General features: G+C 59.5%; 19 protein-coding genes. 9 read left to right on the top strand and 10 right to left on the bottom strand.

What is annotated here, in order from left to right:
• Positions 1-436: 436 nt before the first annotated feature.
• From mnmE to FHW75_RS00585, 6 genes are all read right to left on the bottom strand, one after another.
• Positions 437-1,807, bottom strand: coding sequence for a tRNA uridine-5-carboxymethylaminomethyl(34) synthesis GTPase MnmE (mnmE, locus tag FHW75_RS00610; protein WP_016712773.1), 1,371 nt, complete (start codon positions 1,805-1,807; stop codon positions 437-439).
• A gap of 88 nt (positions 1,808-1,895) precedes the next feature.
• Positions 1,896-3,578 (bottom strand): membrane protein insertase YidC, encoded by a 1,683-nt coding sequence (yidC, locus tag FHW75_RS00605; protein WP_019099414.1) that lies wholly within the window; start codon positions 3,576-3,578, stop codon positions 1,896-1,898.
• A gap of 2 nt (positions 3,579-3,580) precedes the next feature.
• Positions 3,581-3,826 carry a membrane protein insertion efficiency factor YidD gene (gene yidD / locus FHW75_RS00600; RefSeq protein WP_015268406.1) on the bottom strand — a complete coding sequence of 82 codons (246 nt, stop codon included), beginning with the start codon at positions 3,824-3,826 and terminating at the stop codon, positions 3,581-3,583.
• Complete coding sequence (gene rnpA / locus FHW75_RS00595; RefSeq protein ID WP_016712775.1) at positions 3,819-4,223, bottom strand: ribonuclease P protein component; 405 nt, start codon at positions 4,221-4,223, stop codon at positions 3,819-3,821. Before rnpA ends, yidD begins: the two co-directional genes overlap by 8 nt.
• A gap of 13 nt (positions 4,224-4,236) precedes the next feature.
• Positions 4,237-4,371 carry a 50S ribosomal protein L34 gene (gene rpmH / locus FHW75_RS00590; protein ID WP_003253163.1) on the bottom strand — a complete coding sequence of 45 codons (135 nt, stop codon included), beginning with the start codon at positions 4,369-4,371 and terminating at the stop codon, positions 4,237-4,239.
• A gap of 85 nt (positions 4,372-4,456) precedes the next feature.
• Positions 4,457-4,789, bottom strand: coding sequence for a hypothetical protein (locus FHW75_RS00585; protein WP_155951553.1), 333 nt, complete (start codon positions 4,787-4,789; stop codon positions 4,457-4,459).
• A 177-nt stretch (positions 4,790-4,966) separates the two neighbouring features.
• On the opposite strand from FHW75_RS00585, the gene dnaA reads away from it, so the two are divergent.
• Genes dnaA through gyrB form a run of 4 tightly spaced genes read left to right on the top strand, consistent with a single transcriptional unit; the run spans position 4,967 to position 11,181 of the window.
• Positions 4,967-6,493, top strand: coding sequence for a chromosomal replication initiator protein DnaA (gene dnaA, locus FHW75_RS00580; RefSeq protein ID WP_019099413.1), 1,527 nt, complete (start codon positions 4,967-4,969; stop codon positions 6,491-6,493).
• Positions 6,494-6,533: 40 nt separating this feature from the next.
• Positions 6,534-7,637 (top strand): DNA polymerase III subunit beta, encoded by a 1,104-nt coding sequence (gene dnaN, locus FHW75_RS00575; RefSeq protein ID WP_019099412.1) that lies wholly within the window; start codon positions 6,534-6,536, stop codon positions 7,635-7,637.
• A 15-nt stretch (positions 7,638-7,652) separates the two neighbouring features.
• Positions 7,653-8,756: a DNA replication/repair protein RecF gene (recF, locus tag FHW75_RS00570; RefSeq protein ID WP_183673029.1), complete on the top strand. Its 1,104-nt coding sequence runs from the start codon at positions 7,653-7,655 to the stop codon at positions 8,754-8,756.
• A gap of 4 nt (positions 8,757-8,760) precedes the next feature.
• Positions 8,761-11,181 (top strand): DNA topoisomerase (ATP-hydrolyzing) subunit B, encoded by a 2,421-nt coding sequence (gene gyrB / locus FHW75_RS00565; protein ID WP_016712779.1) that lies wholly within the window; start codon positions 8,761-8,763, stop codon positions 11,179-11,181.
• 60 nt (positions 11,182-11,241) lie between these two features.
• Here gyrB and FHW75_RS00560 read toward each other — a convergent pair whose 3' ends face one another.
• Together FHW75_RS00560 and FHW75_RS00555 are read right to left on the bottom strand one after the other, a co-directional pair.
• The gene (locus tag FHW75_RS00560) at positions 11,242-11,649 is read right to left on the bottom strand and encodes an RcnB family protein (protein WP_016712780.1); all 408 of its coding nucleotides are present in this window, start codon (positions 11,647-11,649) and stop codon (positions 11,242-11,244) included.
• A 128-nt stretch (positions 11,650-11,777) separates the two neighbouring features.
• Complete coding sequence (locus FHW75_RS00555) at positions 11,778-13,070, bottom strand: sigma-54-dependent Fis family transcriptional regulator (protein WP_019099411.1); 1,293 nt, start codon at positions 13,068-13,070, stop codon at positions 11,778-11,780.
• Positions 13,071-13,292: 222 nt separating this feature from the next.
• Here FHW75_RS00555 and FHW75_RS00550 point away from each other — a divergent pair, with 222 nt between their 5' ends.
• Genes FHW75_RS00550 through FHW75_RS00540 form a run of 3 tightly spaced genes read left to right on the top strand, consistent with a single transcriptional unit; the run spans position 13,293 to position 16,303 of the window.
• Positions 13,293-14,177, top strand: a complete 885-nt coding sequence (locus tag FHW75_RS00550; protein WP_027614797.1) for an MBL fold metallo-hydrolase — start codon at positions 13,293-13,295, stop codon at positions 14,175-14,177.
• A gap of 39 nt (positions 14,178-14,216) precedes the next feature.
• On the top strand, positions 14,217-15,488 hold the full coding sequence (locus FHW75_RS00545; RefSeq protein ID WP_019099409.1) for an FAD/NAD(P)-binding oxidoreductase: 1,272 nt from the start codon (positions 14,217-14,219) through the stop codon (positions 15,486-15,488).
• Entirely contained in the window at positions 15,485-16,303 is an 819-nt protein-coding gene (locus tag FHW75_RS00540; protein ID WP_019099408.1) for a sulfite exporter TauE/SafE family protein, read from the top strand. Before FHW75_RS00545 ends, FHW75_RS00540 begins: the two co-directional genes overlap by 4 nt.
• Here the strand turns inward: FHW75_RS00540 and FHW75_RS00535 are convergent.
• Complete coding sequence (locus tag FHW75_RS00535) at positions 16,292-17,179, bottom strand: LysR family transcriptional regulator (RefSeq protein WP_019099407.1); 888 nt, start codon at positions 17,177-17,179, stop codon at positions 16,292-16,294. The genes FHW75_RS00540 and FHW75_RS00535 overlap by 12 nt on opposite strands.
• 163 nt (positions 17,180-17,342) lie before the next feature.
• Here FHW75_RS00535 and FHW75_RS00530 point away from each other — a divergent pair, with 163 nt between their 5' ends.
• A complete protein-coding gene (locus FHW75_RS00530; RefSeq protein ID WP_027609963.1) occupies positions 17,343-18,989 on the top strand; it encodes a GMC family oxidoreductase in 1,647 nt (548 codons plus the stop codon).
• A 96-nt stretch (positions 18,990-19,085) separates the two neighbouring features.
• Positions 19,086-20,705 carry an MFS transporter gene (locus FHW75_RS00525; RefSeq protein ID WP_019099405.1) on the top strand — a complete coding sequence of 540 codons (1,620 nt, stop codon included), beginning with the start codon at positions 19,086-19,088 and terminating at the stop codon, positions 20,703-20,705.
• A gap of 177 nt (positions 20,706-20,882) precedes the next feature.
• On the opposite strand, the gene FHW75_RS00520 is transcribed toward FHW75_RS00525, so the two are convergent.
• A complete protein-coding gene (locus tag FHW75_RS00520) occupies positions 20,883-21,668 on the bottom strand; it encodes a 1-acyl-sn-glycerol-3-phosphate acyltransferase (RefSeq protein WP_019099404.1) in 786 nt (261 codons plus the stop codon).
• Positions 21,669-21,692 lie beyond the last annotated feature (24 nt).

The following is a 21,692-nucleotide window of genomic DNA, read 5'->3' as shown; positions in this document are numbered from 1 at the left end:
GTGGCAAACAACAGAAAACAAAGAGGAAAAATTTAAAAAAGCTTTGTTTTTATGTTTATTCTTATGCACAGCCTTGTCTGTGGATAAGGTTCTGTAGCCCTTTGTTCATGGCTTGTAGAGAGAAATTAAACCCTGTGGTTGGAGTGCCATGAGGGTTATGGATAACACGATTTAGCCTGTGGATTAAATGGCTCTTTACCCACAGGCCAGATTTTCCTCAGCAAAAAAGCCTGCTTATCAACGGAGCTGAAGGCGGGTTTTCCACAGGGTTCCTGAGCACAGATTGCCTTCTGTGGATGAGTGATGTGTGAGTTTCGAGGGCCTCGTCACGGGTAAACCCGCTCCCATAGCGATCTCCTCAAGGCTTGAGATGAGAAATTGCAGGCAAAAAAAAGCCGCTCCCGAAGGAGCGGCTCTTGATCTTGCCTGCTGTGGATTATTTGCCGATGCAGAAGCTGGAGAAAATCCGCCCCAACAAATCATCCGAGCTGAATGCCCCGGTAATTTCGCCCAGGGCATGTTGTGCCTGGCGCAAGTCCTCAGCCAGCAGCTCTCCTGCGCCCGCCAGGGTCAACTGAGCACGACCGTGCTCAAGGTGTTCGCTGGCTTGGCGCAAGGCATCCAGATGGCGCCTACGGGCACTGAACCCACTCTCTGCAGTCTGTTCGTAACCCATGCAGGCCTTCAGATGGTCGCGCAGCAGTTGCAGCCCTGCATCGTCGCCTTTGGCGCTGAGGGTGATCGTCACATGGCCGTCATCACACTGCTCCAGCGCTACCCGCTCACCACTCAGGTCGGCCTTGTTGCGAATCAGCGTGACCTTGGCCGGGTCTGGCCGCTGGTCGAGAAATTCCGGCCACAAAGCGAACGGGTCACTGGCCTCGGGCGCGGTGGAGTCGACCACCAGCAACACACGGTCAGCCTCGCCAATGGCCTTCAGGGCGCGTTCCACGCCGATCTTTTCCACATGGTCGTCGGTATCGCGCAAACCGGCCGTATCGACGACGTGCAATGGCATGCCGTCGATGTGGATATGTTCCCGCAGGATGTCCCGGGTGGTACCGGCAATGTCGGTGACAATGGCCGCTTCCCGGCCAGCAAGCTGGTTCAGCAGGCTCGACTTGCCCGCATTTGGCCGGCCGGCGATGACCACCGTCATGCCGTCACGCAGCAAGGCACCCTGCCCGGCCTCGCGCTGCACAGTGGACAACTCGCTGCGTACGGCATCGAGCATCGACAGCACGTGGCCATCGGCGAGGAAGTCGATTTCTTCTTCCGGGAAGTCGATAGCCGCCTCGACGTAGATGCGCAGGGCAATCAACGCTTCGGTAAGGCTGTGCACACGTTTCGAGAACTCCCCTTGCAGCGAACGCAGGGCGTTACGCGCCGCCTGGCTGGAACTGGCCTCGATCAGGTCGGCAATGGCTTCGGCCTGGGCGAGGTCAAGTTTGTCATTGAGGAACGCACGCTCGCTGAATTCGCCCGGGCGGGCCAGGCGGCAGCCGACTTGTACACAGCGCTGCAGCAACATGTCCAGGACAACTGGTCCGCCGTGACCCTGCAGTTCGAGCACATCCTCACCTGTGAAGGAATTCGGCCCAGGGAAGAACAGCGCGATCCCCTCATCCAGTACAAGCCCTTCATCGTCGCGGAACGGGCCGTAATGGGCATGCCGAGGGGTGAGTGTACGGCCGGTGATCAACTGGCCGGCCTTGGCAGCCAGAGGCCCGGACAACCTGACAATACCCACCCCCCCGCGGCCTTGGGCGGTAGCGATGGCGGCGATGGTTTCACGCACAGTGTTCATGCTCGAAAGCCTCTACGACAAAAACGACAGATAGCAAAAACGCCCCACTAGGGGGCGTTTTTTATTCACAGGCTAGCGCAGCAGCCTGTCAAGCAGCAGCTTTTTTGCTGGCTGCCTCGATGCTGCGGGTGATGTACCACTGCTGAGTGATCGACAGGCAGTTGTTCACAACCCAGTACAGCACCAGACCAGCCGGGAACCACAGGAAGAAGAAGGTGAAGATGATCGGCATCATTTTCATCACCTTGGCCTGCATCGGATCCGGTGGGGTCGGGTTCAGGCGCTGCTGGATGAACATGGTGGCGCCCATGATGATCGGCAGGATGAAGAACGGATCCTTGATCGACAGGTCGGTAATCCACAGCATCCATGGGGCCTGGCGCATTTCAACGCTTTCCAGCAGTACCCAGTACAGGGCCAGGAATACCGGCATTTGTACCAGGATCGGCAGGCAGCCGCCCAGCGGGTTGATCTTCTCTTTCTTGTACAGCTCCATCATCGCCTGGGACATCTTCTGGCGATCGTCACCGAAGCGTTCCTTCAGCGCGGCGAGCTTCGGCGCCACAGCACGCATACGTGCCATCGAACGGTAGCTTGCAGCCGACAACGGGAAGAACAGGCCTTTGATCAGCATGGTCAGTACGATGATCGACCAGCCCCAGTTACCCAGCAGGCTGTGGATATGTTGCAGCAGCCAGAAGATCGGCTGGGCAATGAACCACAGGAAGCCGTAGTCGACGGTCAGTTCCAGGCCTGGGGACAACTCTTTCAGCTTGGACTGGATTTTCGGACCGGCGTACAGCATGGCGCTGGTTTCGACCTTGCCGCCAGCAGGCACGCTGATGACTGGGCCGGTGTAACCGATGATGTAGTTGCCCTGGCTGTCCTTGCGGGTCTGGACAACGTTGTTGTCCGACTTGGCCGGAATCCAGGCGGTCACGAAGTAGTGCTGCAGCCAGGCAACCCAGCCGCCGGACACATTTTCTTTCAAACTACCTTTGTCGATGTCCTTCATCGAGACCTTTTTGTAAGGCTCGGAAGCTGTCCACAGGGCGGCGCCCAGGTAGGTTGCGGTGCCGGTAGCGGTGCTCGACGACGGATCGGAGCTGGCGTCACGCTTGAGCTGGGCAAACATGTTGCCGCTCCAGGCCTGACCGCTCTGGTTGTCGATCAGGTAGCTGACATTCAGGTCGTACTCACCCCGCTTGAAGCTGAAGCGCTTGATGTAGTTGACGCCGTTGTCGCTGAACTTCAGGTCGACCACCAGTTGATCCTGGCCATCAGCCAGCTGGTAACCCTTCTGGTCGGCTGCGTAAAGCGGGCGACCGGCAGGGCGGGCATCCGGGCCATTGGCACCGGTCAGGCCGCTTTGTGCCAGGTAGACACGCTCACCACCGTTGTCGAACAGCTGGAACGGAATGTCCGGGTGGTCCTGGCGACGTGGGAACTTCGGCAGGTTCAGCTGGACGATGTCACCACCGACCGGATCGATAGCCAGGTCCAGAACATCGGTCTTGACCCGGATCAGGTCCTTGCTGACTGCAGCGGGTGCCAGTTCGGCTGTGCTGGTTTCGGCGTTGGCGCTCGGTACATCGGCGCTGGCACCGGCATTACCGGCCGGTACGCCATCCGGCAAGCCCGGGGCAACAGTGCTGGCAGCAGTATTCTGAGTCGGCAGGGCAGCCTGGCCGTAGTCCTGGTTCCACTTGAGGACCATGACGTAGGACACGATTGCCAGGGCGACGATCAGGATCGTGCGTTTAATATCCATGATTACTCGGCTATCGAAGAAGTTCGGGAGGAAGGAGCAGGTGGAACGGGATCGAAACCGCCGTCGTTCCACGGATGACAACGCCCCAGGCGACGAACGGCTAGCCACCCACCACGCCAGAGGCCGTGGTTTTCGATGGCTTCATAAGCGTAACAGGAGCAGCTGGGGAAGAAACGACAGTGGTTGGCCATCAGGGGGCTGATGGCATAACGGTAAAACTGGATCGGAACGAGCGCCAGTTTACGCATCTTGGCTGTCTACCCCTGCGGAATTGGCGGTGACTGCTGGTGTTGGCCGGCTGCGCGCCAGGCGTTTCCAGAGTTTGCCAAAGTGTTGGTGCAATTCCGGGTTTTCTACTTCACCCAATCCCTTGCGCGCGACGATCACGATGTCCAACCCGGCGAGCATTTGCTGGTTCAGACGAAAGGAATCGCGCATCAAGCGCTTGAGGCGGTTGCGTTGAACGGCGAGCTTGACGCTCTTCTTGCCAATCACCAGGCCGAGCCTTGGGTGATCAAGGCCGTTCTCGCGTGCAAGGATCAGCAGGTTTTTCCCTGGAACCTTGCCGGTTGGGGAGTCGAAGACCGCTTTGAAGTGTCGGGGTGTAAGCAGTCGCTTTTCCCGACTGAAGTCCTGACTCACCACCTGTGCCGAAAAATCAAATGGCCAGACGCTTACGGCCTTTGGCACGACGACGCGACAGAACAGCGCGGCCGTTCTTGGTAGCCATACGGGCACGGAAACCGTGGGTGCGGGCGCGCTTGATGGTGCTTGGTTGGAAAGTACGTTTCATGGCGTGTTACCTGGTTTGTCGACGACGGGCCGGGATGGCCCCCTTTTTAAGAGACCGGCGATTCTAGAGAAAGCAAGCCCATAGGTCAATTTCCAACCAGTCTTTCCATATAGAGCACAGGATGGACGGTGCCTTCCGGTTCATCCCCAAGGGGTGCTTGATCGGACACACGAATCGGGGACAACATGAAAAAAAAGAAGAGACATATAAAAAGCTTTTCTGAAGAACTTATAAATCTTATGTGGGTAACCTTCTGTGGATAACCTGCTGTAGCCCACAAATAGCGCCATGTACAGCGTTTTACAACCGTGTTCTCAACCGGTGCTGCGCCTGTTTTCTTCGTGCGGGCAAGCTGTGGATTAAAATGCCACTTACCCACAGGTGAGTTATCAACAGGCCTGACCTCAGGGTTGTGCATAGCCCTCATGATCGGTTATCCACAGACCTTATTCACAACGCGACAAAGCCGTTTTGGTCGATAAATGGCTGTTTTGTCATGGCTCCTAACGTGTCCACATGTGGATAACTGGGCGCCCGACCGGTACAATGGCGGTTTGTTTTTGCCTCATCCGGCTTTCAAACTCAGGGGATATCCGTGTCAGTGGAACTTTGGCAGCAGTGCGTGGAGCTTCTGCGCGATGAACTGCCTGCCCAGCAATTCAACACCTGGATCCGTCCGCTACAGGTCGAAGCCGAAGGCGACGAGTTGCGCGTCTATGCGCCCAACCGTTTCGTTCTCGATTGGGTCAATGAAAAGTACCTGGGTCGCTTGCTTGAGCTGCTAGGTGAAAACGGCAGCGGTATTGCGCCTGCCCTTTCCTTGTTAATAGGTAGCCGTCGCAGCTCGGCTCCGCGTGCCGCGCCCAACGCACCGGTCAGTGCGGCCGTGGCGGCCTCGCTCGCTCAAGGCCAGCACAAGCCTGCTCCGGTGGCAGCGGTCGAACCTGTTGCAGTGCCATTGACCGAGCCGGTATTGGTGGAGGATCTTGCCGAACCGTCCGTACGCGACAGCTTCGATGCCATGGCCGAAACGGCTCCGGCACCCGCCGTTGGTGGTCGGGCCGAGCAGCGCACCGTGCAGGTTGAAGGTGCGCTCAAGCACACCAGTTACCTGAACCGTACCTTCACCTTCGAAACCTTCGTCGAAGGTAAGTCGAACCAGTTGGCGCGTGCGGCTGCCTGGCAGGTCGCGGACAACCCCAAGCATGGCTACAACCCGCTTTTCCTCTATGGCGGTGTGGGCCTGGGTAAAACCCACCTTATGCATGCTGTGGGTAACCACCTGCTGAAGAAGAACCCGAACGCCAAGGTCGTGTACCTGCATTCGGAGCGCTTCGTCGCGGACATGGTCAAGGCTCTGCAATTGAACGCTATCAACGAATTCAAACGCTTCTACCGCTCGGTCGATGCGTTGCTGATCGACGATATCCAGTTCTTTGCACGTAAAGAGCGTTCGCAGGAAGAGTTTTTCCACACCTTCAACGCCCTGCTTGAGGGCGGCCAGCAGGTAATCCTGACCTCTGACCGTTACCCCAAGGAGATCGAAGGCCTGGAAGAGCGCTTGAAGTCGCGCTTTGGCTGGGGCCTGACGGTGGCCGTCGAGCCACCCGAGCTGGAAACCCGCGTGGCCATCCTGATGAAGAAGGCCGACCAGGCCAAGGTCGAGCTGCCGCATGATGCGGCCTTCTTCATTGCCCAGCGTATCCGCTCCAACGTGCGTGAGCTGGAAGGTGCCTTGAAGCGGGTGATCGCCCACTCGCACTTCATGGGTCGCGATATCACCATCGAACTGATCCGCGAGTCGCTGAAAGACCTGCTGGCGCTGCAGGACAAACTGGTCAGTGTGGATAACATTCAGCGAACCGTCGCCGAGTACTACAAGATCAAGATCTCTGATCTGTTGTCCAAGCGGCGTTCCCGTTCTGTCGCACGTCCACGCCAGGTGGCCATGGCCCTGTCGAAGGAGCTGACCAACCACAGTCTGCCGGAAATCGGCGACATGTTTGGTGGCCGCGACCACACGACGGTGCTGCACGCCTGCCGCAAGATCAACGAACTGAAGGAATCCGACGCGGATATCCGCGAGGACTACAAGAACCTGCTGCGGACGCTGACGACCTGATGGCCGTCTGCGCAGCTAATTGAAGGCAAGGGACTAGACCATGCATTTCACCATTCAACGCGAAGCCCTGTTGAAACCCCTGCAACTGGTCGCCGGTGTCGTCGAGCGCCGTCAGACCTTGCCGGTCCTGTCCAACGTATTGCTGGTTGTGCAAGGCCAGCAACTGTCGTTGACCGGTACCGACCTGGAAGTCGAACTGGTAGGCCGCGTGCAACTGGAAGAGCCGGCTGAGCCCGGCGAAATCACTGTCCCGGCACGCAAGCTGATGGACATCTGCAAAAGCCTGCCGAACGACGTCCTGATCGATATCAAGGTCGACGAGCAGAAACTGTTGGTCAAGGCCGGCCGTAGCCGCTTCACCCTGTCTACCCTGCCAGCCAATGACTTCCCGACGGTGGAAGAAGGCCCGGGCTCGCTGACCTGCAACCTGGAACAGAGCAAGCTGCGCCGGCTGATCGAGCGCACCAGCTTCGCCATGGCCCAGCAGGATGTGCGCTACTACCTGAACGGCATGCTGCTGGAGGTGTCCCGCAACACCCTGCGCGCAGTGTCCACCGATGGTCACCGCCTGGCGTTGTGCTCCATGACCGCGCCGATTGAGCAAGATGATCGCCATCAGGTCATCGTGCCACGTAAAGGTATCCTGGAGCTCGCGCGTTTGCTCACGGACCCGGAAGGCATGGTCAGCATCGTGCTTGGCCAGCATCACATCCGTGCCACCACCGGTGAATTCACGTTCACCTCCAAGCTGGTGGACGGCAAGTTCCCGGACTACGAGCGCGTACTGCCCAAGGGCGGTGACAAGCTGGTGGTCGGTGACCGCCAGGCCTTGCGTGAAGCCTTCAGCCGTACTGCGATTCTTTCCAACGAAAAGTACCGCGGCATTCGTCTGCAACTGGCTGCTGGCCAACTGAAAATCCAGGCCAACAACCCCGAGCAGGAAGAAGCAGAGGAAGAAATCAGCGTGGACTACGAAGGTAGCTCGCTGGAAATCGGCTTCAACGTCAGCTACCTGCTCGACGTGCTGGGCGTAATGACTACTGAGCAAGTTCGTCTGATCCTCTCGGATTCCAACAGCAGTGCCCTGCTGCAGGAAGCGGGCAATGACGATTCTTCCTATGTTGTCATGCCGATGCGTCTGTAACCCATAGCAGGCGACATGTCCCTTCGACGTATCATGGTCACCGCGGTGCGCAATTTGCACCCGGTGACTCTCTTACCCTCCCCCCGTATCAACATACTTTATGGCGCCAACGGCAGCGGCAAGACCAGCGTGCTTGAGGCCGTGCATTTGCTGGGGCTGGCGCGCTCTTTCCGCAGCACACGCCTGAACCCGGTGATCCAGTACGAACAGGCTGCCTGTACCGTGTTTGGTGAAGTGCAGTTGACCGAGGGGGGCACCAGCAACCTGGGCGTCTCCCGGGAGCGCCAGGGGGAGTTCACTATTCGCATCGATGGGCAGAATGCGCGCAGCGCGGCGCAACTGGCGGAGTTGTTACCGCTTCAGCTCATCAACCCAGACAGTTTCCGCCTGTTGGAAGGTGCCCCGAAAATTCGTCGCCAGTTTCTGGATTGGGGGGTGTTCCACGTGGAACCTCGCTTCTTGCCAGCCTGGCAGCGGCTGCAGAAGGCGCTGCGGCAGCGGAACTCATGGTTGCGTCATGGTACACTTGATCCAGCTTCGCAAGCCGCCTGGGACCGGGAACTGTGCCTGGCCAGCGCGGAAATAGATGAATACCGTCGCAACTACATCAAGGCCTTGAAGCCCGTCTTCGAGCGAACCCTGAGCGAACTGGTCGAGCTGGACGGGTTGACCCTGAGCTACTACCGAGGCTGGGACAAGGACCGGGAACTGCAAGAAGTACTCGCCTCCTCTCTCCTTCGCGATCAGCAGATGGGCCATACCCAAGCCGGTCCGCAGCGTGCTGATTTGCGTCTTCGTCTGGCTGCCAACAATGCAGCCGACATCCTGTCGCGTGGTCAGCAAAAGCTGGTGGTGTGTGCATTGCGCATTGCCCAGGGCCACCTCGTTAGTCAGGCTCGCCGCGGTCATTGTATTTATCTCGTGGATGACTTGCCGTCCGAACTGGACGACCAGCATCGCCGCGCGCTGTGCCGCTTGCTTGAAGAATTACGCTGCCAGGTGTTCATCACCTGTGTAGATCACGAATTACTGAGGGAAGGCTGGCAGACGGAAACGCCAGTTGCTTTGTTCCACGTGGAACAAGGCAGTATCACCCAGACCCACGACCATCGGGAGTGAAGGCATGAGCGAAAATCAAACGTACGACTCCTCCAGCATCAAGGTGCTGAAAGGTTTGGATGCCGTACGCAAGCGTCCCGGCATGTACATTGGCGACACCGATGATGGTAGCGGCCTGCACCACATGGTCTTCGAGGTGGTCGACAACTCCATCGACGAAGCCCTCGCCGGCCACTGCGATGACATCACTGTCATTATCCATCCGGACGAATCCATCAGTGTGCGCGACAACGGTCGCGGCATTCCGGTCGACGTGCATAAAGAAGAAGGCGTTTCCGCAGCCGAGGTCATCATGACCGTGCTGCACGCCGGCGGTAAGTTCGACGACAACTCCTACAAGGTGTCCGGCGGCCTGCACGGCGTAGGTGTTTCGGTCGTGAACGCCCTGTCCGAGAAGCTGGTGCTGACCGTTCGCCGTAGCGGAAAAATCTGGGAACAGACTTACGTTCACGGTGTTCCTCAAGCGCCTATGGCGGTTGTCGGTGACAGTGAAACCACCGGTACCCACATTCACTTCAAGCCTTCGGCTGAAACCTTCAAGAACATTCACTTCAGCTGGGACATCCTGGCCAAGCGTATTCGCGAGTTGTCGTTCCTCAACTCGGGCGTGGGCATTCTGCTGAAGGATGAGCGCAGCGGTAAGGAAGAGTTCTTCAAGTACGAAGGCGGCCTGCGCGCATTCGTCGAGTACCTGAACACCAACAAGACACCGGTCAACTCCCAGGTGTTCCACTTCAACGTCCAGCGTGACGATGGGGTGGGTGTTGAAGTTGCTCTGCAATGGAACGACAGCTTCAACGAAAACCTGTTGTGCTTCACCAACAACATTCCGCAGCGTGACGGCGGTACTCACCTGGTCGGCTTCCGTTCCTCGCTGACCCGTAGCCTGAACAGCTACATCGAGCAGGAAGGCCTGGCCAAGAAGAACAAGGTGGCAACCACTGGCGATGATGCCCGTGAAGGCCTGACCGCGATCATCTCGGTGAAGGTGCCGGACCCCAAGTTCAGCTCGCAGACCAAAGACAAACTGGTCTCCTCGGAGGTGAAAACCGCCGTGGAACAAGAGATGAACAAGTACTTCGCCGACTTCCTGCTGGAGAATCCGAACGAGGCCAAGGCTGTCGTTGGCAAGATGATCGACGCTGCCCGTGCCCGTGAAGCCGCACGTAAAGCCCGTGAGATGACTCGCCGCAAAGGTGCGCTGGATATCGCCGGCCTGCCAGGCAAACTGGCGGACTGCCAGGAGAAGGACCCTGCCCTTTCCGAACTGTACCTGGTGGAGGGTGACTCCGCCGGTGGTTCGGCCAAGCAAGGCCGTAACCGTCGTACCCAGGCAATCTTGCCGCTGAAGGGTAAGATCCTCAACGTTGAGAAAGCACGTTTCGACAAGATGATCTCGTCCCAGGAAGTGGGCACGCTGATCACCGCGCTGGGCTGTGGTATCGGCCGCGAAGAGTACAACATCGACAAGCTGCGTTATCACAACATCATCATCATGACCGATGCTGACGTTGACGGTTCGCACATCCGCACCCTGCTGCTGACCTTCTTCTTCCGTCAGCTGCCGGAGCTGGTCGAGCGCGGCTACATCTATATTGCTCAGCCACCGCTGTACAAGGTGAAGAAAGGCAAGCAGGAGCAGTACATCAAGGACGACGAGGCCATGGAAGAGTACATGACCCAGTCGGCCCTGGAAGATGCCAGCCTGCACTTGGACGAGTCGGCGCCGGCGGTTTCCGGTGTGCAGCTGGAAAGCCTGGTGAATGAGTTCCGCAGCGTGATGAAAACCCTCAAGCGCCTGTCGCGCTTGTATCCGGAAGACATCACCGAGCACTTCATCTACCTGCCGGAAGTGACTGTGGAGCAGTTGGGTGACCACGCTGTGATGCAAGCCTGGCTGGTCAAGTTCCAAGAGCGCCTGAGCAACAGCCAGAAGTCCGGCCTGGTTTACAAAGCCAGCCTGCGCGAAGACAAAGAGCGCAACGTATGGTTGCCAGAAGTGGAAGTCACCTCCCACGGCCTGGCTAGCTATGTCACCTTCAACCGGGACTTCTTCGGCAGCAATGACTACCGTACCGTAGTCAACGTTGGTGCCAAGCTATCCAGCTTGTTGGGCGAAGGTGCTTACGTTCAGCGCGGTGAGCGCCGTAAGGCAATCGTCGAGTTCAAGGAAGGCCTGGACTGGCTAATGAACGAAACCACCAAGCGCCACACCATCCAGCGCTATAAAGGGCTGGGTGAGATGAACCCTGAGCAGCTGTGGGAAACCACCATGGACCCGACCGTGCGCCGCATGCTCAAGGTCACCATCGAGGATGCGATCGCAGCCGACCAGATCTTCAACACCCTGATGGGTGATGCTGTCGAGCCGCGCCGAGACTTCATCGAAAGCAACGCGCTGTCGGTATCGAACCTGGACTTCTGATCAGGTGTGATCCGCACGCACTAAAAAGCCCGCTGATGCGGGCTTTTTAGTGTCTGAAAATCAGTAACCGCTGAGAATGTTAACGATCACACCACTGGCAATAGCCACCAGCACGTAGTCGCCATTCACATACAACCAGCGATGGTCACGTGGTGGCGCATACAAGTGGCGTGCTTTCCAGTCAGTCACCCAGTAGCGGTCGCCACGGTAGTGTGGGTCAACCACATGCCCTCGTTGCCACTGCTGGTGAGGCACAGGCATGCCCTGCTGCGGGCGGAAGTTCGGGTTGCGGTACTCGGGTGCACGGCCGTTGTCATGGCGGCCTTGCTGCTTTGGCTGGCCATGCGGCGGGTTGCCTTGGTGCGATGGGCCATCATCATGCCGGTCGGGTGGGCCCGGTTGTGCGAAGCTGGCCAACGGTGCGCTGAGCATGAGCGCGGCGCAGATCACGGTTAGGGTTTTCTTCATTTGAGAGGGGCCTCTGCCTGTTAACGCCTGGCGTTCACTGACTGCCAGATTCGGATAACTGATCAGACCACGATTTTTGCCCTTTTATGTCAGGGCGCAGGTAAAGGTCCGGTAAAGTCTGGGCACGCTTAGTTCAGCCCGAGCGACTTCAAGCGGCGATACAGCGTGCGCTCACTCATGCCAAGCTGACTGGCCAGCTCACTGCGTGAGCCCTTGAACTGCTCCAGCGCCTGCGCCAGTTCACCCAGGTCATTGCGACGGCCGCGTCCCTTGACCACCTCGGTAGGCCCGATATCTTCCGGCAAATGCTCTGGCCGAATCAGCCCGTCATCGGCAAACAAACGGGCGCGCTCCAGAATGTTACGCAACTCGCGGATGTTGCCCGGAAATGGATGTAACCCAAGCTGCTGCAAGGCATCCTCACTCAGGCTGGGCGTAGGCTTGCCAGCCATTCGCTGTAACAGGCTTTGCGCGAGCAGCGGCAGATCTTCTACACGCTCGCGCAGCGCTGGCAGGCGAATGGGGAAACCACTGATGCGGTAATACAGGTCTTCACGGAAGGTGCCCTGCGCAACCATTTGCTTGAGCGGTTTGTGTGTGGCCGAAACCAGGCGGAAGTCCGAGTGCACCGTGCGCAGGCTGCCCACCGGGCGGAAGCTGCCGGACTCGATAAGGCGTAACAGTTTCACCTGCATCGCTAACGGTACTTCGCCAATTTCATCGAGGAACAGGGTACCGCCATGCGCGGCCTCAGCCAGGCCAATCTTGCGCTGATTGGCGCCGGTGAATGCGCCCTTCTCATAGCCGAACAACTCACTCTCGAACAACGACTCGGTCAACCCGGTGCAATCGACCACTACCAATGGGCCGTTGGCCCTGGGGCTGCCCATGTGCAGCGCGCGCGCGAACAGCTCTTTACCGGTACCTGACTCACCCTGCAATAAAACCGGGATCTGCGCCGGCGCTGCGCGCTGCAGGCTGGACAAGGCAACCTTGAATGCTGGGGCCCGGCCGACCAGGCCTTGTTCCTGAGGCTGAGCCGATGCGAGGGCGATGGTAGTCAGGCGCTCGACAAAGGCCACCACCCTACTCTGCTCATCCAGGATGGGGCGCAGTTCGACATCGACATGCTCGGGGCCACGTGGCGTGTGATGAATGTGCAATACCCGCTCCGGCACCTTGCTGTCCCAGGCTTTGCGCATCGGGCAATGCTCGCCGGCCTGGTCGCAGGGGACGGCGTAGTGATGCGAGACCTTGTGGCATTTTTCGCCCAACGGGGCTTGCTCGTGGTGGCCGAACTGGCGGCGATAGGCGGCGTTGGCGGCCAGGATGTTGTAATCGGTGTCCAGCACAATGGTCGGCAGGGCATCGTGCTCAAGGTAGGAAACCAGCGCTAGGATGAGGGGATGGGTTTGAGGCATGACGGCACCGTATGGAGTACCGGCGCAGGGTAACAAGGACTGCCAAACACTGCCATTGGCTGTCAGTCGACTGCCATTTGGGGTGTCAGTATTGCTGTCAGTTATTGGCACCTGGCCGATTTCATTGGCCCATACGCAGTAAAAAGCCTGGCATGCATCTTGATAAACCTCCTGTCACTGCCTACGCCTGTAAAAGGCGCGGTGGATAATCTGGAGAACGTGATGATCATCGGCAACAACCTTCACGTGGAAGCCTTCTTCGACAAGGCGACCTCAACCATTAGCTACTTGGTCATGGATGGCGAAACGCGCAAGTGTGCATTGATCGACAGCGTCCTCGACTATGATCCCAAATCAGGGCGTACCTGCACCGTCTCGGCGGATCAGTTGATCGACCGGGTGAAGGCGCTGGGCGCTGAGGTTCAGTGGGTGCTGGAAACCCATGTGCATGCCGACCACCTCTCGGCGGCTGCCTACCTGAAGCAAAAGCTGGGCGGCCACACCGCTATCGGTGCTCACATCACTCAGGTGCAGAAAGTATTCGGTGCGTTGTTCAACGCTGAGCCTGGCTTTGCCCGGGATGGCAGCCAGTTCGATGTACTGTTCGTAGACGAGGAAGGTTTCCGCATTGGCAACCTGCATGCCCGTGCCCTGCACACTCCGGGGCACACGCCCGCGTGCATGAGCTTCATGATCGAAGACGCTGGCGAAATTGCGGTGTTTGTCGGCGATACCCTGTTCATGCCCGACTACGGTACTGCCCGCTGTGACTTCCCGGGTGCCGATGCCCGCACCCTGTACCGCTCGATCCGTCGATTGCTGGCTTTCCCCGACCAGACACGGCTGTTCATGTGTCACGACTACCTGCCGGGTGGCCGCGACATGCAGTACGTCACTACCGTGGCCGAACAGCGCGCCAGCAACATCCACATTCATCAGGGCATCGACGAAGACAGTTTTGTCGCCATGCGTGAAGCGCGCGACAAGATCCTCGACATGCCGGTGCTGATCCTGCCTTCGGTGCAGGTGAACATGCGCAGCGGCCAGTTCCCCGCGCCGGAAGAGAATGGCGTGAGCTACCTGAAGATTCCGCTGAACAAGCTGTAACCGCCCTGCCCCATAATCAGATTTCCAGGATTTACCGCCATGCCTGCCTTGTTGTCCCCTGCCAATACCGACCATCACAAGGTGGTCATCGTCGGTGCCGGTGCCGCCGGTATCGCTACCGCTTCCAGCCTTATCAGCCGTGACCCGTCGCTGGACATTGCCTTGATCGATCCCGCCGAAGTGCATTACTACCAACCCGGCTGGACCATGGTCGGTGCCGGTGTGTTCAAGGCACCGAGCACTGCCCGCACCATGGCCTCGACCATTCCGCGCGGGGTACGCTGGGTCAAGGCGCGGGTGCAGGCTTTCGATCCGTTGGGCCAGTTGGTCGTCCTCGAGGACGGTCGCGCCATCAGCTATGAGCAGCTGGTAGTCTGCCCCGGCCTTACGCTGGACTGGGCGGCCATTGACGGGCTCAGCGAAACCCTGGGCCGCAACGGTGTCACCTCCAACTACCGCTACGACCTGGCGCCCTATACCTGGGAGCTGGTGCAGAAGCTCAAGCGAGGCCGTGCCATCTTCAGCCAGCCGCCCATGCCGATCAAATGTGCGGGCGCGCCGCAGAAGGCGTTGTACTTGTCTTGCGACCACTGGTTACGCCACGGCCATCTGGGGGCGGTGAAAGCCAGTTTCTTCAATGCTGGTGCTGTGTTGTTCGGTGTGGCGGACTATGTGCCCGCGCTGATGAAGTACATAGACAAATACGCCGTGGACCTCCATTTCTCCCACCGACTGGTGGCCGTGGATGGCCCGAACAAGCGCGCCACCTTCGTGTGCACCCTGGCCGACGGCAGCAGCGAAACGCACATCGAGGCCTTTGACATGCTCCATGTGGTCCCTCCCCAGGTGGCGCCGGCCTTCATTCGTGAAAGCCCGTTGGCCGATAACGCTGGCTGGGTCGATGTCGACCCGCATACCCTGCGCCACCGCAAGTACATCAACATCCATGCCCTGGGTGATGTGGCCAACACCAGCAATGCCAAGACTGCTGCGGCTGCCCGTAAGCAAGCGCCGGTCGTGGCCAACAACGTGTTGGTGGCATTGGGCAGGTTGCCTACCCTCGCCCAGTACGACGGCTATGGCTCGTGCCCGCTGACTGTAGAGCGCGGCAAAATCGTCCTGGCCGAGTTTACCTATGGCGGCAAGCTGGCGCCGAGCTTCCCCAGCTGGTTGCTGGATGGCCGCAAACCAACGCGCCTGGCCTGGTTGCTGAAGGCGCAAGCGCTGCCACCGTTGTACTGGCAAGGCATGCTGAAGGGCCGCGAGTGGCTGGCTCGGCCGCAGCCGTTGGGTGCAGAGGGTGGGAAGTGATCGAACATCAATTGTTGGGGGCGGGCCTGGGCGCGATCATCGGCGCGGTCCTGGCATTGACCGGCGCAGGCGGTGGCATTCTCGCAGTGCCTTTGTTGGTGTTCGGGCTGGGGCTGTCGATGGTCGAGGCCGCTCCGGTTGGCCTGCTGGCCGTAGGCCTGGCTGCAGCGGTTGGCGCGGTGCTGGGCCTACGACAGGGGCTGGTGCGTTATCGGGCGGCGCTGTTCATTGCGATGGTGGGTGTGGTTGCCGCGCCGTTCGGGCTGATGCTGGCGCACCGCTTGCCGAACACACCCTTGCAGTTGGTGTTCGCGGGTGTGTTGGTGTACGCCTGCCTGCGTATCTGGCGCAAGGCTGCCAAGGAGCTGCGCGGTGAGGCCAATGACGCCCATCGCTATATCGAACCCTGTGTGTTGAACCCGTTGCAGGGCCGCTTGCGCTGGACCCTTCCCTGCGCGCGTGCCCTGGCTTTCACCGGGGCGTTGTCCGGGTTAATGTCCGGCCTGTTGGGTGTGGGTGGAGGGTTCGTCATCATCCCTGCGCTGAACCGCTATACCAACCTGCGCATGGCCAGCATCGTTTCCACTTCGCTGGCAGTAATCGCCCTGGTATCCACCGGCAGTGTGGTCAGCGCCAGCCTGGCGGGGGTCATGCATTGGCAGGTAGGCGCCCCATTCGCCGCCGGCGCGGTGCTGGGTTTGCTGCTGGCACGGCCATTGACGGCCAGGCTGGCCGGGCCGCGTTTGCAGCAGATGTTTGCAGTGGCTGGTTGGGTGGCGGCCTTGCTGCTGGCCGGCAAGGCACTACTGGGCTAGCAATTCGTGCTGTTCTGCCGCACATAGCGCCAGCAGGTAGTCCCACACCACCCGCAGGCGCACCGATTTGTGCAGCTCGCGGCGGGTGCAGATCCAGTAGCTGCGCTGGATGGTCTCGCTCGGCAGCACGCGCACCAGCGTCGGGTCGTGGCGAGCCATGTAGTTGGGCAGCACGGCGATGCCCAGGCCGGCACGGGCAGCGGCCTGTTGGGCGATTACGCTTGTGCTGCGAAACACGACATTCGGGGCCCGGCAGAAACTGTTGAGAAACAGCAGTTCCTGGCTGAACAGCAGGTCGTCTACGTAGCCGATCCAGCTATGCCTGGCCAGGTCTTCGCGGTTGCGCAGGGGTGGCGCGCGGTCCAGGTAGTTCTGGCTGGCGTACAGCGCCAGGCGGTAATCGGTAAGTTTGCGGGTGATCAGCAGGTCGGCATTGGGCCGTTCCAGGTGGATGCTGATTTCTGCTTCGCGATTGAGGATGCTGACGAAACGCGGTACGGCTACCAGCTCCACTTCCAGGCCGGGGTAGCGCTCGAACAACGCGTTCATGCGTGGGGTGAAGAACATGATGCCGATGCCTTCGGTCACCCCCAGGCGAATCTTGCCCAGCGGGGTGATGGCCTGGGTGATTTCTTCCTGCGCCAGCAGGGCGACATTTTCCATGGCCTCGGCGTGCTTGAGCAGGGCCTGGCCTGACGGGGTCAGCTCATAACCTTGGGCATGTTGTACAAACAGTGCGGTACCCAGGCTTTGCTCGATACTCTCGATGTGCCGGGCTACGGTGCTGTGGGTAGTGTTGAGGCGCTTGGCGGCGGTCAACAGACGGCCGCTGCGTTGCAGCTCAAGAAAAAACCGTAGATCGTTCCAGTCGAACATGCTGATCCTTTTTGGCAGTTCGTTCCGGCCCGCGAATGGGCCTGTCCAGGCTTGCTCCTGTGCTAAAACGCACAGCGGCTGCGCGAAATCTCGTGTTTCCTCCACGAAATTACTCACTAAGATGGATCGGGACAAGAATAAAAAAACAGGCCCGAGGTTGCACATGCCATCAGCCGATTCTGTCTTCGACTACGTGGTCGTAGGGGCCGGTCCCGCCGGTTGCCTGCTGGCCAATCGTTTGTCCGCCGACCCTTCCTGCCGCGTTCTGCTGCTGGAAGCGGGTGGTCGCGACAACTATCCCTGGATTCACATTCCCGTCGGCTATCTCTATTGCATCGGCAACCCGCGCACCGACTGGTGCTTCAAGACCGAGGCCCAACCTGGCCTTGGCGGTCGCGCCCTGGGCTACCCGCGTGGCAAGGTTCTCGGTGGTTGTTCTTCGATCAACGGCATGATCTACATGCGTGGCCAGGCCGCTGACTATGACCGCTGGGCCGAGCAAGGCAATGACGGCTGGGCGTGGAAGGATGTACTGCCGCTGTTCAAGGCCAGCGAGAACCACTTTGCCGGCGCCAGCGAGCACCATGGCGGTGGAGGTGAGTGGCGGGTCGAACGCCAGCGCTACAGCTGGCCGATCCTCGATGCTTTCCGCGATGCCGCTGAGCAAAGCGGCGTCGGCAAGGTCGATGACTTCAACACCGGTGACAACCAAGGCTGTGGATACTTTCAGGTCAACCAGCGCAGCGGCGTGCGCTGGAACGCCTCCAAAGCCTTCCTGCGACCGATCAGGGACCGCGCCAACCTCACCGTGCTGACGGGCGTACAGGTTGACCAGGTACTGCTCAACAATACCCGGGCGCGCGCCGTGAAAGCGTTTTGGCAAGGCGCCTGGCACGAGTTTGCGGCGCGCCGCGAGATCATCCTGTGTGCTGGCGCCGTCGGTTCACCTGGCATTTTGCAGCGCTCAGGCATCGGCCCGCGTCAGCTGCTGGAAGGCCTGGGTATCGGTGTACGCCACGATATGCCGGGGGTGGGCGGCAACCTTCAGGACCACCTGCAACTGCGTCTGATCTACCAGATCCGCAACACCCGCACCTTGAACCAGATGGCCAACAGCCTGTGGGGCAAGATGGGTATGGGCCTGCGCTACCTCTATGACCGCAGTGGCCCGTTGGCCATGGCGCCGAGTCAACTGGGTGCATTTGTCCGTTCAAGCCCGGATCAGGCCACTGCCAACCTGCAGTACCATGTGCAACCGCTGTCACTGGAGCGCTTCGGTGAGCCGTTGCATCAGTTTCCGGCTTTCACCGCTTCGGTGTGCAACCTGCGCCCGGCCAGCCGCGGGCGTATCGACATCCGCAGCACCGACATGAACAGCACGCCGCTGATCGACCCCAATTACCTCAGCGACCCACAGGACCTGCGAGTCGCTGCCGATGCCATTCGCCTTACCCGGCGTATCGTCCAGGCCCCTGCCCTCGCGGCGTTCGAGCCCAAGGAATACCTGCCGGGTCCGGGCCTGCAAACCGAGGAAGAACTGTTCGAGGCCGCTGGCAAAATCGGCACCACCATCTTCCACCCGGTCGGTACCTGCCGCATGGGCTCCGGCGCACTGGATGTTGTGGATAACCAGCTGCGCGTACACGGCATTCCCGGCCTGCGCGTAGCGGATGCTTCCATCATGCCGCAGATCACTTCCGGCAATACCTGCTCACCCACCCTCATGATCGCCGAAAAGGCGGCGCAACTGATTCTCAAAGGAGCTGCGACCCAAACCTATCTGAATGAAGACGCCTTACCGACGCCCTGACCGGGTGCGTGCAGTACCGGCGGCTTGCGGTCAGAGGCTGCCGACAGTGGAACAACAAGAATAATCACTGTGGCCTGCGGGCCGAGGACAGCAACGATGTCGGATTACATCCAAGAGCAGGGTGCGGCGGCCAGCAGCTCCAGCCGCCGTGAAGAACGCAAGATCATTTTCGCGTCATCCCTCGGGACGGTTTTCGAGTGGTATGACTTTTTTCTCTATGGCGCGTTGGCAGCGGTCATCAGCAAGCAGTTCTTCGCTGGGGTGAACGACACCACCGCCTTTATCTTCGCCCTCATGGCCTTTGCTGCCGGCTTCCTGGTGCGGCCATTCGGGGCGCTGGTGTTCGGCCGCCTGGGCGATATGATCGGGCGCAAGTACACCTTCCTGGTCACCATCGTGCTGATGGGCCTGTCCACCTTCGCGGTGGGGCTGTTGCCCACCTATGCCAGCATCGGCATCGCAGCACCGATCATCCTGGTGATTCTGCGGATGTTGCAGGGGCTGGCGCTGGGCGGTGAGTACGGCGGTGCTGCCACTTATGTGGCGGAGCACGCACCGCCCGGCAAGCGTGGCTTCCACACCGGTTTCATCCAGTCCACCGCCACCCTTGGGCTGCTGCTTTCGCTGCTGGTGGTGCTGGGCAGCCGCTACATCAGCGGCGACCAGTTCGAAACCTGGGGCTGGCGCCTGCCGTTCCTGCTGTCGATCGTGCTGCTGGCCATCTCGACCTGGATTCGTATGAGCATGCACGAATCGCCGGCGTTCGTGAAAATGAAGGCCCAAGGCAAGATCAGCAAATCGCCGATCCGTGAGTCGTTCACCTCCTGGCCAAACCTGAAGGTGGTACTTACCGCCCTGTTCAGCATCAACGCCGGGCAAGCCGTGACCTTCTACACGGCACAGTTCTACGTGCTGTTCTTCATGACCCAGATGCTGAAGATGGATCCGGCCCAGGCCAACACCCTGCTGATCATCAGTGTGGTGATCGGTGCGCCGTTCTTCGTGTTCTTTGGCTGGTTGTCCGACCGTATCGGCCGCAAGCCGATCCTGATGCTCGGCCTGCTGCTGGCCACCGTGCTGTACTTCCCGCTGTTCAAGGCGCTGAGCCATTACGCCAACCCGCAGATTGATGCCGCCAGCCGGCAGGCGCCGATCGTGGTAACCGCCGACCCTAAAGGCTGCACCTTCCAGTTCGACCCGGTGGGCAAGGCGCGTTTCGACAGCCCGTGCGACAAGGTCAAGACGTTCCTGGTCAAGCAGGGCTTGCCGTACAAATCGGTGAGCGTGGCGGGCAGTGATGTAGTGGTGAATATTGGCGACAAGGCCATCAATGGCTTCGATGAAGCGGCCATGCGCTCGGCAGTGGAACAGGCGGGTTACCCGGCCAAGGCCGACCCGGCGCAGGTCAACCAGGTGATGGTGGTGGTGCTGATCGTGGCGATGATCCTGATCGCGACCATGACCTACGGCCCCTTGGCGGCGGTGATGGTCGAACTGTTCCCGACCCGTATCCGCTACACCTCGATGTCACTGCCCTACCACATTGGCAACGGCTGGTTCGGCGGCTTCCTACCGACGGTCTCGTTCGCGTTGGTGGTGTACACCGGGGATATTTTCTACGGGCTGTGGTACCCGATTCTGGTGACAGGGGTGAGCCTGGTGGTGGGGATTTTCTGCCTGAAAGAAACCAAGGATGTGGATATCGACAAGGTGTGATGCTGTCCCCACGCCATAAAAAAACCGGCTGTAAAAGCCGGTTTTTTTATGCCCCGAAAAAACTTATGCACGATTTTAAGAAAAATGTCATACGTAGAAATAAACAGATAATTCAACTACTTAGAGATCACTTGAAGCATCTGATCGAAAAACTGCTCACAAGTTATCCACAGAACATCAAGCTGTCTGTTCCTGGGGTTTTTCCGCTGCTGGTGGCAGCGAACCCATGGCCCGCTGAGTCGCCTCGTTCCACGCTGCGGCGCGGTCGTTGAGCTCTGCAATGGCACGTGGCCCGCTGCCATTGGCGTACATGGGTTCGCCAATGACCACCTCGATGGTGCCAGAGCGTTTGCCCCAACCCGTCTTTGGCCAGAACTTGCCCGCGTTGTGGGCAATCGGCAGTACCGGCAGCCCGGCATTTACCGCCAGAGCGGTACCGCCACGGGAAAACTTGCCCACAGTGCCGAAGGGCACGCGGGTGCCTTCCGGGAAAATCAGCACCCAGGTCTTCTGCTTGAGCAGTTCGTCACCCTTGCTCGCCACTTGGCGTAGGGCTTCCTTGGGGTTGTCGCGGTTGATCGCGATCGGTCGCAGCATGGCCATGGCCCAGCCGAAGAACGGCACATACAGCAGTTCGCGCTTGAGCACTTGGCTCAACGGCGAGAAGTACTGGGACAGGAAGAAGGTTTCCCAGGTGCTCTGGTGGTTCGACAGGATCACGCAAGGCTCATTGGGCACGTTCTCGGCGCCGGTGATCTTGTAGTCGATGCCGAGGATGGTGCGCACCAGAAACAGCGCGCAGCGGCACCAATATACGTTGATGAACTTGTAGCGCTTGGGGAACGACAGGAACGGCGCGACGAAAAAGCTCAGCGAGCACCACAGCAGCGAACTGGTGCCCAGCAGCAGGTAAAAAAGAAAGATTCTGATCGCCTGCAGGATCGACATAGTGGCTTGTACCATTGCGGGGCATGCCCGCCTGAGAAA

It is taken from the genome of Pseudomonas sp. OG7 (assembly GCF_014192825.1).
GTDB lineage: Bacteria > Pseudomonadota > Gammaproteobacteria > Pseudomonadales > Pseudomonadaceae > Aquipseudomonas > Aquipseudomonas monteilii.
Note: the sequence above shows the minus strand (reverse complement) of the source record. Positions and strands in the feature narration are given on the sequence as shown.